Here is a 15,099-nt window from a genome sequence, read left to right as displayed (position 1 = left end):
ATAGCAGAGTTGCCAAAATGGTCGTTGATCGCTTGATATGACCAATCTACATTGGATCTTTCACTCTGAATTATTACAAAGGAGACAAAGTGATCGACGCCGAAAAGGGACCCTGGAAGTATCTGATCATGTGGCTGCGATTTTATTATGCCATCCACTTTTTAAAATCCGGCCTAAACTACGCGGTGTTTGGCGTCATACCGGATTTCAGCAAGGCTGGGGCTGTCGGCCCTTATCTCGCAGAGATGAACAGTATTGGATTTTATCCGTTCATCAAATATCTGGAAATTATCCTGGGATCCATGCTGCTATTTAATATCCTGGTGCCCTTGGCCCTGGCTGTCATGGCCGGCATTGCCTTTCAAATCGCCTACCTGAATCTCTTCATTTCGCCCCACCCAAGGCAACTGTTTACGGGGACGCAGGAACTCCTGCTGTGTGGCCTGCTCATCTTGGCGTACGGGAAGAGCTACGCCGGACTCCTGCGCGTCAGGGCAAAGCCTCATTTTCTCTGGTCCAAATGAATGCCGGCGTTTACCAATAAAGGATGCAGTCCATGAATAATAAAGTAACTCGCGGGGATTTTGCCGTCGTCGTGTCGACAGCCGTTATCTGGACGCTTGTCGTCATTGCTTTTTCCACGACCATGGGTTCGCGCCCCCTCAGGATATACGATTGGGGGCCGCCTGTTTTCGCGTGCATCCTGACTTTACTCGTCATGATGAACGACAGGCGCTCTTCGTAGCGGCAACCTTCAAGTGGGCGACGCGTGAAGAACGCCGGCCTGTCGGCCGGGCGAGCGTCGCCTCCTTGAAGCCGCTTGACAGCCATCCCCGTTTCATTTACCTTGCACACTAGATTCTTGCATAGTAGGGAATCTGAAACCGAAAGGCAGTGTTGCCACGCAGCTGTTTTTCGCACTGTGTGTTCATGCCGTCGTTCGGCTCCCATCACGATCGCGTCGATAGCCGCGATTCCCATCCTCCCCGGAGTGGTCGTCACTCCAGACCGGGCGATGCGCTGCCACTTCGATGCGCTCCCCCGCCAACAAAGGAACATCTTCATGAAAATAGGCATACTCGGCACCGGCCATATCGGTACGACATTGGTCACGAAACTGAGCCTGGCCGGACACGACGTGAAGGTCGCCAATTCGCGCGGCCCGGAAACCGTCGACACGGCGATCCTGCGGAACGGTGCCCGTGCGGTCACATCCGCGGAGGCGGTCACCGATGTCGACGTGGTGATCATGTCCACGCCGCTCGGCGCCATCCCCAAAATCGCACCCCTAATCGCGGGCCTGCCGGCGCACGTGGTCGTGATCGACACCTCCAACTATTATCCGGCGCGCGACGGCAAGGTCGACGCCATCGAAGCCGGCATGGCCGAGAGCGTGTGGGTTGCGGGCCAGCTGGGCCGGCCGATCGCCAAGGCATGGAACGCGATCACCTCGGCTTCCTTTGCCGAGAAGGGCATGCCCGCAGGAACAGCTGGCCGGATCGCCATTCCCGTCGCTGCCGATGGCGACCGGGAGCGGGAAGTGGCGCTGGCGCTGGTCGAAGAGACCGGACTGGACGCCTTCTATTCGGGCACATTGGCAGATTCCTGGCGCCAGCAGCCGGGCGCGCCCTGCTACTGTACCGACCTGAGCCTCAACGAGATGCCGAAAGCGCTCGCCTCGGCCGAGCTCGATCGTTTGCCCAGGCGCCGCGAGCTGGCGATCCAGGCGATCATGGAGCGGGTGGGTGATGGCACGACCAACCCCGATTCCGACTATGCCGTGCGCCTGACCCGCGCGCTGTTCATGTGATGGCGGTCGTGGTCCGGAGTGTCACATGACCCGCCAAATGATCATCGGTATGCATCTGGGCAACGGTTACGGGGCGCTGGCCGGCGCCTGGCGGATGCCCGGCGTCGACCCCACCAGCTATACGAGCTTCGACGCCAAGGTCCGGCAGGCCCAGGCGGCCGAACGTGGCAAGCTACAGTTCCTGTTCCTGCCTGACGGCCCCAGTTCCGTCGCCGCCGACATCGAACATGAGGCGCCCGGCTTCAACCTCGACGTGATGATGACGCTCGCCGCGGTTGCCCGTGGCACCGAACGGATCGGGATGGTGGCAACAGGCTCCACGACCTTCAATGAGCCGTTCAATCTCGCGCGCCAGTTCAAGGCGCTCGACATCATGAGCCACGGCCGCGCGGGTTGGAACGCGATCACCTCGGCGGGTGACGATGTCGCCGCGAACTACGGCGTGCGCATCCCGTCCAGCGCCGACCGCTACGGGCGGGCGCACGAAGTGGTGCAGCTCGTCCAGGCGCTGTGGGGCAGCTGGGGCAAGGATGCCTGGGTGCATGACCAAGCCAGCGGGCAGTTCGCCAGGTCGGCCGAGGTGGCGCCGATCAACCTGGGCGGCAAGTACGTCGCTTCGCGCGGGCCGCTCTATATTCCGCCATCGGAGCAAGGTCAGCCGGTCATCTTCCACGCGGGCGGCGCCAGCGCCAATGCGCTGGACCTCGCCGGCCGCTATGCCAGCGCCGTCATCGGCGCGGCATTCAGCATCGAGGACGCCCGTGCGCAGCGCGCCGCCTTCCGCAACGCGGCCGAACGTGCCGGACGCGACCCGGACGAGATCAAGTTCATCGCCGGCCTGATGACGACGATCGCCGGCGACAAGCGCGCCGCGCTCGATCGTCGCATCATCCTGACCGAACGCGCCTTTCCCCAGCGCGCCGCCTATCTGCAGCAGATGCTGGGCGTGCGGATCGACCCGGCACGGCTCGACGAGCCGCTGTCGCCGCAGCAGCTCGCCGCGGCGCGTCCGTCCCCGGGCGATCCGCGCTCCGGCCATGCCTTGAAAATCGCCCGCGAGGGCTGGAGCCTGCGCGACGTGCTTGCCCATGGCGTCATCGATTACCAGCCCGTTGTCGCCGGGCCGCCGATCGAGGTCGCCGACCACATGCAGCGCTGGTTCGAGGCCGAAGCCGCCGACGGCTTCTGGGTGGCGCCGGACGTCTACCACGATGGCCTCGACGACTTCGTCGACCACGTCGTGCCGATCCTGCAGGGGCGCGGCCTGTTCCATCTCGATTACGCGGGCACAACGCTGCGCGACCATCTCGGCGCACCTGCTCAATACGGACTCGATCATCGCATCATGCGGTGAGCCGCTCCGCGCATCGTCCCATTCGACATCCACACAAACAACCGGAGAGCCACCATGGCGACCAACAACAGCCCACTCATCTTCCTCATGGGCGTCACCGGCCAGACCGGCCGTTACATTCTGGAGGAATTCGACAAGAACCCTGGCGACGTGCGCATTCGCATCGGGGTGCGCAAGCAGGAGGACCTGGAGCGCTTTCGCGCTGAAGGCCGCGACGCGGTGCTGTTCGACCTCGACGATCCGCGCACACTCGGGCCCGCGCTCTGCGGTGTCGATCGGCTCAATATCCTGACCGGCTATACGATCGCCATGACGCATCAGACAAAGTGGCTGGTCGATGCGGCCAGGAAGGCAGGGGTGAAGCACATCGTCAATCAGGGCGTCTTTGCCAACGACGACTGCACCGACTCGAAGTTTTCCTGGTTCGCGCTGGTCGAGTGCTATATCGAGGCCAGTGGCATCGCCTGGACGCATCTGCACCCCAACATGTTCATGGATGGCATGTTGAATGTGTCACCGCCGACGGGCGGATCGTTCCCGGTATTCTGGGGAGAGCAGCGGGTCGGCTACATCGCCGTGACCGATATCGCTGCGGTCACCGCGAAGGTCTTGCGCGACGGGCCCGAGCGCCACGCATCGAAGAACTATTATCTCAGCACCGAGACGATGACGGGGCCCGAGCTGGCAACCATGTTGAGCGAGGTCCTGGACCGCACAATCACTTGCGAGGTGCGCCATCCAGCGGACATGGAAGCCTTGTTCAAGGCGGGTGGATTGAAGGTCGAGGACTGGTACGCCAGAAGCGCGGTCGAATTCTGCACACAACTGGCCGACGGACGGCTGGGCTATTTCGGCACCGTGCGCGACGACGTGTCGTATCTGCTCGGGCGGCCCGCAACGGGCTTCAGGGAATGGGCGACGACGCACAAGGGCGAATTGCAGAAGCTGGCCGATCAGCCCGCGGGCTGACCTGCGGCTGCCTTGGGGACGGCGGTGCAGCGTTGGGAAATCATCATATTTACGATGATTGAAGTCGCATCAATCATTGCAAATGGCTGAGTCTAGGCAGATTGCAATCTGCTGATCAATGCGTTGACACGGTCTCGTAGTTCACTAATCTCTTTGGGCGAACACTGTATGGCACTTTGCAATTCCTTGGGAATACTCTCTGCCGACGCACGAAGCAAGCTACCTTTCTCCGTAAGCAAAATGAAAACCCGGCGCTCATCTTCATCGTCCCGTCTTCTCAGTACTAATCCAGATATTTCAAGTCGCTTGAGAAGGGGGGTTAGCGTTCCACTGTCCAGGTGCAATGCTTTTCCCAGATCGCTGACTGACTGCGGCGCAGCTTCCCATAAAAGCATCATCACAAGGTACTGCGGATAAGTGAGTCCAAGCTTTGCCAGCAGGGGCCGGTAAAGACGTGTGATGAGATTTGAAGCAGCGTACAGCGGAAAGCATAGTTGCTCTTCAAGCAAAAGTACATCGTTCGTTTTTCTCATCACACCTCCTGTTATTGTGCTGTCACTTTCAGCTGAACATCAATATTACCGTGAACAGCGTTCGAGTACGGGCACACTGCATGTGCTTCGGCAACGATCGCTTCGGCAGCTGCCTGATCCATGCCTGTGATCTCGACATCAAGCGCAACGGTCAGCACGAAGCCGCCTTTTCCGTTAGGCATCAAGCCAACATCAGCCACGACCTTGATATCCTCATCCTTTACCTTGTCCTTCCTGGCGCGCGTTACATGAATCACCGCGTTTTCGAAACAGGCTGCATACCCTGCGGCAAACAGCTGTTCCGGATTAGTCGCGCCGCCTTTACCACCAAGCGCCTTGGGCAGTGCAAGAGGCAGGTCAAGGAGGCCGTCGTCGCTGCGAACTGATCCACTACGGCCACCGATGGCAGTTACTTTCGTGCTGTATAAAGCGCTCATATGAGACTCTTTCAAAGTGAGGTAAATTGTGTTCAAGTGAGTTGTGCGCAACTCAATTGGGCACAATTTATACTTAAATTTTTGCCTCGTCAAGTTCTTTCCAGGACTCCCAGTAGTAGTACCGGATTGACCCGGAGGCGGTCTCCGTTTACTATGCGGAGACTATCTCCACATCGTCAACGTCCTACATCGAGGCAGCCTCCATTAACCTGCAGGAGTGTCGAAAGGGAACTACCTATGATCAAGAATCCGTCGGAAGAGAAGGGCGCACTGCGCGCGGATGCGCGGCGAAATCGCGACAGTATTCTCGGGATTGCGGCGCGGCACTTTGCTGCGTATGGCGTGAACACGTCGCTCGACGAGATTGCGCGGGAGGCGAAGGTTGGACCCGGCACGCTGTATCGGCATTTTCCGACGCGCGAACACCTGTTGTGCGAGGTGCTGCATGAACGGCAGGAGGTGCTCCTGTCCCGCCGTGATGAAGCCTCAGCGAAGCCGTGCGCGCAGACTGCGCTTCGCGCCTGGATGATAGCGCTCAAGGACTATCTCAGTGCCTTCAACGGTCTGCCCCAACCGTTCCTGGACGCCTTCGAAGCCCAGGCGTCGCCTTTGGCGGTCACCTGTAGCGCACTCGTCTCGATAACGGGCGAGTTTCTCTCACGCGCCCAGGCCGAAGGCGCAGCCAGGCAGTCGGTTTCCGCACCCGCGCTGTTTCTGAGCGCAGTGGGCTCGGCCCTCGTCCACGACAAGGCGGGAAAATATGGCACAACCCCGGAGCGGATCGAGGAGATCCTCGCCTTCGGTTATCTCACTGGCGGCCCGGCCCGGGAAGCGGCCGATCCGCCCAACTCAATCAGCAAAACTGGAGCACCTCATGACTGACAAGCCAATCCGCGTTGGATTCATCGGCCTTAATCCGGGCATTCACTGGGCCGCCACGGCGCATATTCCCGCGCTGAAGGCACTACCAGACGAGTTTGTGGTGGTCGGCGTCGCGAACACCAGCCTTGCGAGCGCCACGAAAGCCGCCGAAGCATTCGGCCTACCGCATGCATTTGAGAATGCGCAAGCGCTCGTCAATTCGCCCGAAGTCGACCTGGTCGTCGTCACCGTCAAGGTGCCACATCACCGCGAACTGGTGGCCGCGGCGTTGAACGCGGGCAAGCACGTTTATTGTGAATGGCCGCTCGGCAACGGCCTCGCCGAGGCGCGGGAGTTGGCCGATCTCGCCGAAGCGAAGGGCGTTGTCGCGGCAATCGGTACACAGATGCGCGTCGCCCCGGAGCTTGAGTATCTTCGCCAGCTCATCGCCGACGGTTATGTTGGCGAGGTGCTCTCGACGACGCTTGTGGCCAGCGGTGGCCCATGGGGTGGCGGCGAGACCGACGCAGCCCATGCCTATCTTTATGACAAGAGCAATGGGGCAACACTGCTCACCATCCCCGTGGGACACACGCTTGCCGGTATGCGCGACGTACTGGGTGGCTTCGGCGACCTGTCCGCACGCATGATCAACCGCCGCAATACCATGTACGTCACCGATACCGGAGAGACGATCCCCTCGACCGCTCATGACCAGATCCTCGTACATGGCGCGCTTGAGAGCGGGGCCGCATTCTCGATCCATTATCGCGGAGGCATCTCTCGCGGCACCAACCTGCTCTGGGAGATCAACGGCACGGAAGGCGACATCCAGGTAACCGGCGCTCACGGCCACGGACAGATCGTCCAGTTGTCCATCCGCGGAGCCAACGGCGATACGAGCGCGCTTGCTCCATTGACGCCGCCCGCCTCGGCCTATGAGGGCTGGCCAGACAACTCGGTCGCCCGCAATGTCGCCCGCGTCTATGCCTTGATCGGGCAGGATATCCGTTCGGGCACACGCTCGGCGCCCAGCTTCCGCGACGCCGTCGCGCTGCATGAGACGGTCGACGCGATCGAGCGTTCCGCTGCAGCGAAGGAGCCGAAATGACCGCGCTCTCGCTGCTGGAACTTGTCCGGGTCACGCAGGACGCGGACGCCAGGATGGCGCTCGACAACGCGCGGGACCTTGCATCTCATGCGGAGGGATGGGGCTACAAGCGCATCTGGGTGGCCGAGCACCATAACATGGCGGGGATTGCCAGCGCCGCCACCTCGATCGTCCTCGCCCACATCGCCGGCGGCACCAGGACGATCCGGGTCGGCGCCGGCGGCATCATGCTGCCGAACCATGCGCCCTACATCATCGCCGAACAGTTCGGCACGCTGGAGCGGCTCTACCCTGGACGCATCGATCTCGGGCTGGGCCGCGCGCCGGGCACCGATCAGATAGCAGTGCGCGCGATGCGGCGCTCTGCCAGCGCCTCCGAGCAATTTCCGCAGGATGTGCAGGAACTCCAGGCGTTTTTTGCGCCTGCCGCTCCGGATCAGCGCATTGTTGCCGTGCCGGCGGCCGGAACCAACGTGCCGCTGTGGATACTGGGTTCGAGCAATTTCGGGGCGACGCTGGCGGCCGAACTCGGCCTGCCTTACGCCTTCGCTTCGCATTTTGCGCCGGACATGCTGCTGCCTGCCCTCGACATCTACCGCAGCCGCTTCAAGCCCAGCGAGCAACTTGACGGGCCCTATGCAATGGCCGGCATCAACGTCATCGCCGCCGATACCGACCATGAGGCAAAGCGGCTCGCGACCACCCAGCAGATGTCGTTTGCCGACATGTTCCGGGCACGGCAGGGGCTCAGCAAGCCGCCCATCGACGATATCGACACCTACTGGTCGCCACAGGAAAAGGCGCAGGCCATGCGCATGCTGGCGCGTTCGGTTGTCGGTTCCGCAGATACCGTGCGCACAGGACTGCAAGCGTTCATTGCCGAAACGGGTGTCGACGAGTTGATGATCGTTTCCGATGTCTACGACCATCAGGCGCGACTGCGTTCCGTCGAACTGATTGCCGAGGCGCTGAAGTCATAGACGTCGGAATGCACGCAGCAGCCGAGATGGCAGTGCGTTGGCTTGACTTCAAGCAGGGCGCCGAGACATCCACTTGTCTGCCGTATGATTAATGGACCGCGGCCGGGAGCCCATTCGAAACAACCTTCTTGGGCAAGAACAGGGCACCGACAAAGGCAGCCAGTGCGAGACCGCAACCGATCAGGTAAGCCCGTTGCGCCCCGTGTGCCATCGCGGCGTTCACTGCCTCGCCACCCTCGATATAGCTCGCGCTGGCAGCGCCCATGATCGAGAACATGATCGCAATGCCGGCGGCGCCGGACAGCTGCAGTAGCGTGTTGAGGATGGCACTACCGTGTGGAACCAGATGTGGTTTCAACGCGCCGAGCGATGCTGCGAACAAGGGCGTCCACATCAATGCCTGCCCCACGATCAGAACGAGATACGGCACCAGCAGCAGCCAGACCGGCGTACCAGGTCCGAGCGTCGACAGGTACCAGTGCCCGGCGGCGTCGACCAGTGCACCGGTCATCACCAGCTGGCGTGGTCCGATGCGGTCGTACAGGCGCCCGACGATGGCTGACACGATGGCGATCGTGATGCCGCCCGGCGCCATGAACAGGCCGGCCTGCACGGCCGTCAAGCCATAGGAAGTCTGCAGCACGACCGGCATCAGGGTCATGGTGCCGTAGCCGGCGGTCACGAAGCACGCCATCGCCACTGCCGAAGCGCTGAACGTTTTCATCGAAAACGGGCGCATGTCGAGCTGGGCGCGGTCCGACTTCTGCAGTTGTAACTGGCGGGCGACGAAGGCGGCGACCACGATCACTCCGGTGATCAATGAGATCCATGGCGACACCACGGCATGTTCCGCGCCTTCACCAAAGGAGGCCAGCCCGTACACAAGGCTGGCGAATCCGACTGCGGAGAGCGCCACGGAGACCGCGTCCAGCGAGACCTTGCGCGGAATGCTCGGCACGCGGATCATCAGGTTACCGATGATCAGTGACCCGACTGCAAACGGCAGGATCGCAATGAAGATCCAGTGCCAGCCCATGCGTGACAGGATCAGGCCCGAGATGAGCGGGCCTACCGAAGGCGCAAGCGAGGTCGCCACGGTGACCAGCGCCATCACACTGCCGCGACGCGACACCGCGACCAGGGAGCTCACCGCCGTATAGGCAAGCGGTGTCACGATCGCGGTACCGACGGCCTGGATGATGCGCCCGACGAGCAACATGGAGAAACCTGGCGCCAGAATGGCAATGATCGTTCCCACGACAAACAGCGACATGGCCAGTGTAAATACCGTGCGCATTTGAAACCGCTCTGTCAGGAAGCCGGTTGCCGGGATCACGATTGCCATGGTCAGCATGTAGCCGGTGGTGAGCCATTGGGCCGTCGAAGCCGTGATGGCGAGATCGGCCATCACCCGCGGCAGGGCGACAGCCATCAGCATTTCGTTCAGGATGACGGTGAAAGTGGAAATGACCAGGACCGCGATGGTCACGGTGGCTTCGCGGCTCAGTTTGTCGCCACTTCCTTTTTCATGCGTTTCATTTACTTGCAGCGGTGTGGGATGGATGGCGTCGTCGGGCATTGCAGTCACTCTGATGGTTGAGGAGGATAAAGCTGGAAAAGATCGGGAATAATCCAGGTCGTGGCGAAGCGTGCGACGGGCGTAGCGCGTCACCAATGCAGCGGCCGGGCGCTGCGCGCCCACGCTGTCATCCATGTCGGGATTGGTCGTACTGTCGTCCACCCGGAGGTGGATCATTGATTAGTCGATTGCCGGATGCCCAAGCCCATCGAGGGTCACGCGCAGGTCCTCGAAGTCCGCCTCGGTGAGCTGGCAGAGCGTCTTGATCTTGTCCGGAATGCTACGGAGGTCCGATTCCAGTGTACGTCCGGCCGGCGTCAGGTCCACCACCACACGACGTTCGTCGCCCGGGTCCCGCGTCCTGGTCACGAAACCGGCTAGCTCGAGACGCTTGACCAGCGGCGTGATCGTGCCCGTGTCCATTCCGAGTCGGTTTCCCAGCACACCAACGGAAACCGGCGCGCCATCGAGCAACTCGAGAATCACGAGGTATTGTGGAAATGTCAGGCCCAGAGGTTCCAGAAACGGTTTGTGTAGGCGCACCATGCGATTAGCTGCGCTATACAGCGCAAAGGAAAGCTGGGCACCATGACGATGTTTTTTCGTATTCATATCGTCTATTCTACTAGAATCTAGCGCGCTAGATATATTTTTATGGTGTTCATATTTCCTGCGTTCTTCCAGCTGGTGCTGCATCCCGCCAGGGCCGGCGCGATCATCAACGAAATGTATGCCGCGTCTGCGTTCAACCGCCTGTACGCGGTGCAGGGGCGGGCTTCCGCCAACGATGCGGCCGAGCGCGTGCGCACATTGTTCCGTGACGATGCGGAATTGACTCGCCGGTACCACGAGGACCTGGCCGGCGGCAAATGGAACCACATGATGTCGCAGCCGCACCTGGGATACACCTTCTGGAACCAGCCGCCGCGCAACGTGATGCCGCCAGTGAGTCAAATCCAGACCACGAAAGAAGCGGAAATGGGTGTGGCTGCCGAAGGCGCCGAACATGCGTGGCCGCGCTGGGGGCAACCGGGTTTGACGCTGCCGGCCCTGAATCCGTTCGACCGACAGCCGCGCTTCGTCGAGGTGTTCAACCGCGGCGAAACGCCGTTCGACTACAAGGTCAGTGCCGACCAGCCGTGGGTGACGATCAGCCACCCGAGCGGCACGGTCAAGCGCGACCAGCGTGTCATGGTCAACGTGCGCTGGGCCGAGGTTCCGGCCGGCGCCGAGTCGGCGACCTTGACCGTGACGGGTCCGAAAGGCGCGAAAGCGCAGGTCAAGGTGCCGCTGGCGAAACTGCGCTCGGCGGAGAAGGGCGCCTTCGTGGAGACCGACGGGATGGTGTCGATCGAAGCGGCCAGCCATGCGCGCGCAGTGGCGCCGACAGGCCGCCGGTGGCTGCTGGTGCCGGATCACGGCCGCACCGGCTCGGGCATGACGACGCTGCCGGTCGACGCGCCGGCGCTGGCGCCGGGCCGGGACGGCATGCGCCTGGAGTACCGCATGCAGCTGGCTACCGCCGGCAAGGTGCAGGTGCAGACGATCCTCGCGCCGACGCTCAAGTTCCAGCCAGGGAAGGGCTTCCGCTTTGCCGTGTCGATCGACGACGAGACGCCGCAAATCGTCAACGTGCATGCCGACGAATCCGAGCAGCACTGGTCGAAGATCGTGAGCGATGGGGCGGCGGTGTTCACGACCACGCACACGATCGACAAGCCGGGTGCGAAAACGCTCAAGGTATGGGCGATCGATCCGGGCCTGGTGGTGCAGAAGATGGTGGTCAACCTGGGCGGCCTGAAACCGACCTATCTCGGACCGCCGGAAAGCCCGCGGGCGCCGTGATTCACGGCTTGCCCACTCTGGAAGCAACTGCGCGGCCTGGGTTAAACCAGGCGATGCATGGGCGTTTCCATTGCGCTTGAGCCCACCGATATCGATGACCGCCGCCGGCCGGCGCCGTTGCTCGCGACGGCGCCGGTTTCCTCACGTGCATGGCGTGGAAGAGCGAATGCCAGAACTCAGTCGCAACGATTACGGCCGGGTCCCGCACAGACGGATGCCGCGAAAAAGGTAACTAACCAACATTGCCAAGCCCCGAAAATCTTCGCTCCGGGTGATGCATGCACCGGTGCGCTGACGCGCAGCCAGCAAGACAGGGGTTGGTACCACCCCGCATAAACGGGCTGGCATGGGATCGTCCCGATTCCGGTGTGCTCGGGCGAGGGCCTCACCTGTTTCGGCGGCTCCTGTACTTCACGGCCGGGGCGGTGCGCGCCGCCCGCTTGCCGTCGCCGAACAGATCCTTCCGCATGCCGGCGCTCGGCGCCAACGGGGTGCTGCCGGGACCTGCCTTCGTATACAGGCTGCAAAGTAAGAGGGCTGGTGCACCCCTGCGCCATGCTTTCGGTAGTACCTGCCATGCAGGGATCGCATGGAGGGCCGCGCGCCACATTCAGTGGAAATGCGCGCCTTCTTCGAACTGCCGACGGTGTGCTGTTGCCGGCGCGGGGCGGGGAGATGAATGGGCTGCCGTTTTCATGGCCTCGGACAGGGGCGCCGGGTCGATCCAGTCGTTGACGCTGAAGTCGCGGCGAATGTAACCCCAGTCCAGCAGGAAGTCCTTCTGGGCGGCCAGGCCGGCGACCTGCGCGAAACCAAGCAGGGGCATCAGGCTGCGGCTCAGGGCCGGGCCGTGTGCGGCGGCAACCTCATCGGCGGAGTAGCCGGGATTCTCGAGCGCGATCAGGGCCGGGACCTCTTCCGGATTCGCACGTGCCCAGGACGCGGCGCGCACCAGCACACCGAGGTAACGGCGCACGATGTCCGGATGGCGGTCAAGAAAGGCGCGGTCGACCGTAACCGGCCTGAAAACGTTCACGGCATTCGTTTGCTCATCTCGATGACTAAACACGCTCAGCCGTTGTGCGCCGCAGGTACGAATACTAATATATCAGCGCCCCTTTGCTAACGGAGAACGCAGAGTTGCGGCACAAATACGGTTGCCCTCACCCGGGAATAAGGGCAGGCGATAGCGGCACTAAGGCACCCGGCGCGCTGAAATATTAGTAGATCACGGCACCGCGAGTACGCACCCAATCACTATTCAAGGAGACACAATGAGTTTGCCATCCACGCGCTGTCGTTCGGCCCGAACCGCCATCGCCCACGCAGCCGCCCTCCTGGCCGCCGGCGCGTTTGCCGCACCCGTTCTCGCGCAGTCCCAGGACCAGGCGGGGAACAACGCCGCGCAGCAGGCCGAAGGCCTGCAGGTAGTGACCGTTACCGCGCAAAAGCGCCCGCAGGCGATGCAGGACGTGCCGGTCGCGGTCAGCACGGTGGACGAGCGCGCCATCGAGAACCAGCAGATCGTCGGCTTCTCGGACCTGACTCGCGTTGCGCCGGCCCTGACCATCAATGAAAACCCAAACAACAACAATATCGCCCTGCGCGGCATCGGCACTTTCGCCTTCAGCATCGGCATTGAATCGGCTGTGTCGGTGATCATCGACGACGTGCCCGTGATCCAGCAATTGCAGGCGTTCTCTAACCTGAGCGACATCGCCCGTGTCGAAGTGCTGCGCGGCCCGCAAGGCACGCTGTTCGGCAAGAACTCGTCGGCCGGCGTGATTAACATCGTCACCAAGGAATCAAGCGAGGAGCAGGAGGGGCATGCCCAGGTCACCGTGACCAGCGACGGCGAACGCCGCCTCGAAACGGGCATCTCGGGGCCGATCGGCGACAAGCTGGGGTATCGCCTCAATGCCTACACAGGCAACCGCGAGGGCGAGATCACCAACCTGGACACGGGCGCTGACCTGAACGGCGAGCGGAGCAGGGGGGCGCGACTGCGCCTCGACTTCAAGCCGACGACAAGCCTCGATGGCCGCCTGATCGCTGATTACAACAAGCGCGCATCGAAGGCCCGGTGACCACCTTCCGCGATGTTCCGGCCGGCGCGCGCCTGCGCGGCGTGGCGCCGATCGGCCCGTCCCTGGTCGGCATCACCCCGGGCCTGGACAACCGCGCCGTGCGCATGGACGCTCCCGGCTTTGCCGAGCACGAGTCGCGCAGCCTCTCCGGCAGCGTGAACTGGAAACTCGAGAACCATACCCTGACCTCGGTCACCACCTGGCAAGACTGGCGGTTCGATTTTCTCGCCGACTTCGACGGCACCAACCTGGACCAGCTAGGCGCGCAGACGAATGGCGCGTTCCACGGCGGAGTCACCGCCGGCGGCCCGTATCGCTCGCGCATGTCAACGCAGGAGCTGCGCCTGACCTCCAATGGCGACGGCGCGCTCACCTATCTCGGCGGCTTGTACTATGCCGACTCGCGCACCGAGCGTAGCTTCGTGCGTGGGCCGATCTCGAACCTGGCCAACTGGGACGCGCGCTCGGGCAACCAGACAGCGGCCGCGTTCACCCAGGCAGAGTACCGGCTCACGCCGAGCACGCGCGTGAGCGCCGGGCTGCGTTTCAACCGCGAGACGATCGAAGTCGACTTTACCAACCGTCTGCCGGCGGTGCCGGCCAGTTTCGATGGGCGCAGCCGCGACGACGCCACCACTGGCAAACTCGCCCTGCAGCACGACTTGGCCAAGGATGTCATGGTGTACGGCTCGTTCGCCACCGGCTACAAGGGCGCCGGCTACGACGTGTCCACCGGTTTCAATGCCGCCCGCGTGCGCCTGCCCGTGGCACCCGAAACGTCCAAGGCGTGGGAGATCGGCATGAAGAGCCGCTTCCTGCGCAACCGCCTGCAGGTCAACGCCACTGCGTTCCACACCGACTACGAGGATTTCCAGGCCCAGTCGCGCCGGCTGGACCCGCTTACCCAGGCGTACGAGAACGTGGTAACCAACGTCGGCGAATTGCGCACTCGCGGCGTCGAGCTTGAAATCCAGGCCAAGCCAGTCAACAAGCTGTTGCTCGAAGCCTCGCTGGCCTTCGTCGATGCGGTCATCAAGAAGTTCCCGAACACGAACTGCTACCCGGGCCAGACGGTGGCCCAAGGGTGCCGGCTGATCAACAACGTGCCGCTCCAGGACTTGTCCGGCAAACGCCTGTCAAACGCACCCCGCACCAAGCTCAATCTGGGGGCGACCTACAACTTCCCGATCGGCGAAACGGGTTACAACGGCATCGCCAATGTGAACGGCCAGTACCAGTCGAGCGTGAACTACGATCTGGCCGCCAACCCGCTGGCGGACCAGGAAGGATATGGCATCGTCAACGGCAGCGTGGCCTTCCTGAATCCGGCGCAAAACCTGAAGGTGACCTTCTACGTCAATAACCTGTTCGACAAGAGCTATGCCAGCTTCGTGGGCGACAACTACAATGTCTTCGGCAATGTGCCGGTGCTGACCCAGACGCTGCCGCGCAACTCGGACCGCTATTTCGGCGTGCGGATCAAGTATCACTTCTGATGCCTGGCTCCAGGCAGCACAAACAACATCGATTTGG

At 62.3% G+C, this 15,099-nt stretch carries 15 protein-coding genes; 10 read left to right on the top strand and 5 right to left on the bottom strand.

Annotated features, from left to right (window positions below):
• The first annotated feature begins 128 nt into the window (after nt 1-128).
• The 4 genes from ACFPN5_RS02785 to ACFPN5_RS02770 all read left to right on the top strand — a co-directional run bounded on the left by ACFPN5_RS02785 (nt 129) and on the right by ACFPN5_RS02770 (nt 4,133).
• On the top strand, nt 129-524 hold the full coding sequence (locus ACFPN5_RS02785; RefSeq protein WP_379780908.1) for a hypothetical protein: 396 nt from the start codon (nt 129-131) through the stop codon (nt 522-524).
• 539 nt (nt 525-1,063) lie between these two features.
• Entirely contained in the window at nt 1,064-1,810 is a 747-nt protein-coding gene (locus ACFPN5_RS02780) for an NADPH-dependent F420 reductase (protein WP_379779883.1), read from the top strand.
• A gap of 25 nt (nt 1,811-1,835) precedes the next feature.
• Nucleotides 1,836-3,164, top strand: coding sequence for an NtaA/DmoA family FMN-dependent monooxygenase (locus tag ACFPN5_RS02775; RefSeq protein ID WP_379779881.1), 1,329 nt, complete (start codon nt 1,836-1,838; stop codon nt 3,162-3,164).
• A gap of 54 nt (nt 3,165-3,218) precedes the next feature.
• Nucleotides 3,219-4,133 (top strand): NmrA family NAD(P)-binding protein, encoded by a 915-nt coding sequence (locus ACFPN5_RS02770; protein ID WP_379779879.1) that lies wholly within the window; start codon nt 3,219-3,221, stop codon nt 4,131-4,133.
• A 92-nt stretch (nt 4,134-4,225) separates the two neighbouring features.
• On the opposite strand, the gene ACFPN5_RS02765 is transcribed toward ACFPN5_RS02770, so the two are convergent.
• Together ACFPN5_RS02765 and ACFPN5_RS02760 are read right to left on the bottom strand one after the other, a co-directional pair.
• The gene (locus tag ACFPN5_RS02765) at nt 4,226-4,666 is read right to left on the bottom strand and encodes a MarR family winged helix-turn-helix transcriptional regulator (RefSeq protein WP_379779877.1); all 441 of its coding nucleotides are present in this window, start codon (nt 4,664-4,666) and stop codon (nt 4,226-4,228) included.
• 11 nt (nt 4,667-4,677) lie between these two features.
• Nucleotides 4,678-5,103 carry an organic hydroperoxide resistance protein gene (locus tag ACFPN5_RS02760; RefSeq protein ID WP_379779875.1) on the bottom strand — a complete coding sequence of 142 codons (426 nt, stop codon included), beginning with the start codon at nt 5,101-5,103 and terminating at the stop codon, nt 4,678-4,680.
• Between the two features lie 237 nt (nt 5,104-5,340).
• Here ACFPN5_RS02760 and ACFPN5_RS02755 point away from each other — a divergent pair, with 237 nt between their 5' ends.
• Genes ACFPN5_RS02755 through ACFPN5_RS02745 form a run of 3 tightly spaced genes read left to right on the top strand, consistent with a single transcriptional unit; the run spans nt 5,341 to nt 8,055 of the window.
• Nucleotides 5,341-5,985 (top strand): TetR/AcrR family transcriptional regulator, encoded by a 645-nt coding sequence (locus ACFPN5_RS02755; protein WP_379779873.1) that lies wholly within the window; start codon nt 5,341-5,343, stop codon nt 5,983-5,985.
• Nucleotides 5,978-7,075 carry a Gfo/Idh/MocA family protein gene (locus ACFPN5_RS02750; RefSeq protein WP_379779871.1) on the top strand — a complete coding sequence of 366 codons (1,098 nt, stop codon included), beginning with the start codon at nt 5,978-5,980 and terminating at the stop codon, nt 7,073-7,075. The genes ACFPN5_RS02755 and ACFPN5_RS02750 overlap by 8 nt, the downstream gene beginning before the upstream one ends.
• Nucleotides 7,072-8,055 (top strand): LLM class flavin-dependent oxidoreductase, encoded by a 984-nt coding sequence (locus tag ACFPN5_RS02745; RefSeq protein ID WP_379779869.1) that lies wholly within the window; start codon nt 7,072-7,074, stop codon nt 8,053-8,055. Before ACFPN5_RS02750 ends, ACFPN5_RS02745 begins: the two co-directional genes overlap by 4 nt.
• A gap of 88 nt (nt 8,056-8,143) precedes the next feature.
• Here the strand turns inward: ACFPN5_RS02745 and ACFPN5_RS02740 are convergent, their stop codons facing one another.
• Nucleotides 8,144-9,811, bottom strand: coding sequence for an MDR family MFS transporter (locus tag ACFPN5_RS02740; RefSeq protein WP_379779867.1), 1,668 nt, complete (start codon nt 9,809-9,811; stop codon nt 8,144-8,146).
• Nucleotides 9,812-9,814: 3 nt separating this feature from the next.
• Nucleotides 9,815-10,246 (bottom strand): MarR family winged helix-turn-helix transcriptional regulator, encoded by a 432-nt coding sequence (locus ACFPN5_RS02735; RefSeq protein ID WP_379779865.1) that lies wholly within the window; start codon nt 10,244-10,246, stop codon nt 9,815-9,817.
• A 42-nt stretch (nt 10,247-10,288) separates the two neighbouring features.
• On the opposite strand from ACFPN5_RS02735, the gene ACFPN5_RS02730 reads away from it, so the two are divergent.
• Nucleotides 10,289-11,479: a hypothetical protein gene (locus ACFPN5_RS02730; protein WP_379779863.1), complete on the top strand. Its 1,191-nt coding sequence runs from the start codon at nt 10,289-10,291 to the stop codon at nt 11,477-11,479.
• 610 nt (nt 11,480-12,089) lie between these two features.
• Here ACFPN5_RS02730 and ACFPN5_RS02725 read toward each other — a convergent pair.
• A complete protein-coding gene (locus ACFPN5_RS02725; RefSeq protein ID WP_379779861.1) occupies nt 12,090-12,515 on the bottom strand; it encodes a substrate-binding domain-containing protein in 426 nt (141 codons plus the stop codon).
• Between the two features lie 238 nt (nt 12,516-12,753).
• On the opposite strand from ACFPN5_RS02725, the gene ACFPN5_RS02720 reads away from it, so the two are divergent.
• Nucleotides 12,754-13,566 (top strand): TonB-dependent receptor, encoded by an 813-nt coding sequence (locus ACFPN5_RS02720; protein ID WP_379779859.1) that lies wholly within the window; start codon nt 12,754-12,756, stop codon nt 13,564-13,566.
• Nucleotides 13,563-15,062 carry a TonB-dependent receptor gene (locus tag ACFPN5_RS02715; RefSeq protein ID WP_379779857.1) on the top strand — a complete coding sequence of 500 codons (1,500 nt, stop codon included), beginning with the start codon at nt 13,563-13,565 and terminating at the stop codon, nt 15,060-15,062. Before ACFPN5_RS02720 ends, ACFPN5_RS02715 begins: the two co-directional genes overlap by 4 nt.
• The last annotated feature ends 37 nt before the right edge of the window (nt 15,063-15,099 follow it).

The organism is Massilia niabensis, assembly GCF_042655085.1.
Classification (GTDB): domain Bacteria; phylum Pseudomonadota; class Gammaproteobacteria; order Burkholderiales; family Burkholderiaceae_D; genus Telluria; species Telluria niabensis.
Note: the sequence above shows the minus strand (reverse complement) of the source record. Positions and strands in the feature narration are given on the sequence as shown.

Bases quoted from the DNA above. Each gene is read 5' to 3' on its own strand.
- ACFPN5_RS02785 (WP_379780908.1), top strand. From the start codon at position 129: ATGTGGCTGCGATTTTATTATGCCATCCACTTTTTAAAATCCGGCCTA.
- ACFPN5_RS02780 (WP_379779883.1), top strand. From the start codon at position 1,064: ATGAAAATAGGCATACTCGGCACCGGCCATATCGGTACGACATTGGTC.
- ACFPN5_RS02775 (WP_379779881.1), top strand. From the start codon at position 1,836: ATGACCCGCCAAATGATCATCGGTATGCATCTGGGCAACGGTTACGGG.
- ACFPN5_RS02770 (WP_379779879.1), top strand. From the start codon at position 3,219: ATGGCGACCAACAACAGCCCACTCATCTTCCTCATGGGCGTCACCGGC.
- ACFPN5_RS02765 (WP_379779877.1), bottom strand. From the start codon at position 4,666: ATGAGAAAAACGAACGATGTACTTTTGCTTGAAGAGCAACTATGCTTT.
- ACFPN5_RS02760 (WP_379779875.1), bottom strand. From the start codon at position 5,103: ATGAGCGCTTTATACAGCACGAAAGTAACTGCCATCGGTGGCCGTAGT.
- ACFPN5_RS02755 (WP_379779873.1), top strand. From the start codon at position 5,341: ATGATCAAGAATCCGTCGGAAGAGAAGGGCGCACTGCGCGCGGATGCG.
- ACFPN5_RS02750 (WP_379779871.1), top strand. From the start codon at position 5,978: ATGACTGACAAGCCAATCCGCGTTGGATTCATCGGCCTTAATCCGGGC.
- ACFPN5_RS02745 (WP_379779869.1), top strand. From the start codon at position 7,072: ATGACCGCGCTCTCGCTGCTGGAACTTGTCCGGGTCACGCAGGACGCG.
- ACFPN5_RS02740 (WP_379779867.1), bottom strand. From the start codon at position 9,811: ATGATCCACCTCCGGGTGGACGACAGTACGACCAATCCCGACATGGAT.
- ACFPN5_RS02735 (WP_379779865.1), bottom strand. From the start codon at position 10,246: ATGAATACGAAAAAACATCGTCATGGTGCCCAGCTTTCCTTTGCGCTG.
- ACFPN5_RS02730 (WP_379779863.1), top strand. From the start codon at position 10,289: ATGGTGTTCATATTTCCTGCGTTCTTCCAGCTGGTGCTGCATCCCGCC.
- ACFPN5_RS02720 (WP_379779859.1), top strand. From the start codon at position 12,754: ATGAGTTTGCCATCCACGCGCTGTCGTTCGGCCCGAACCGCCATCGCC.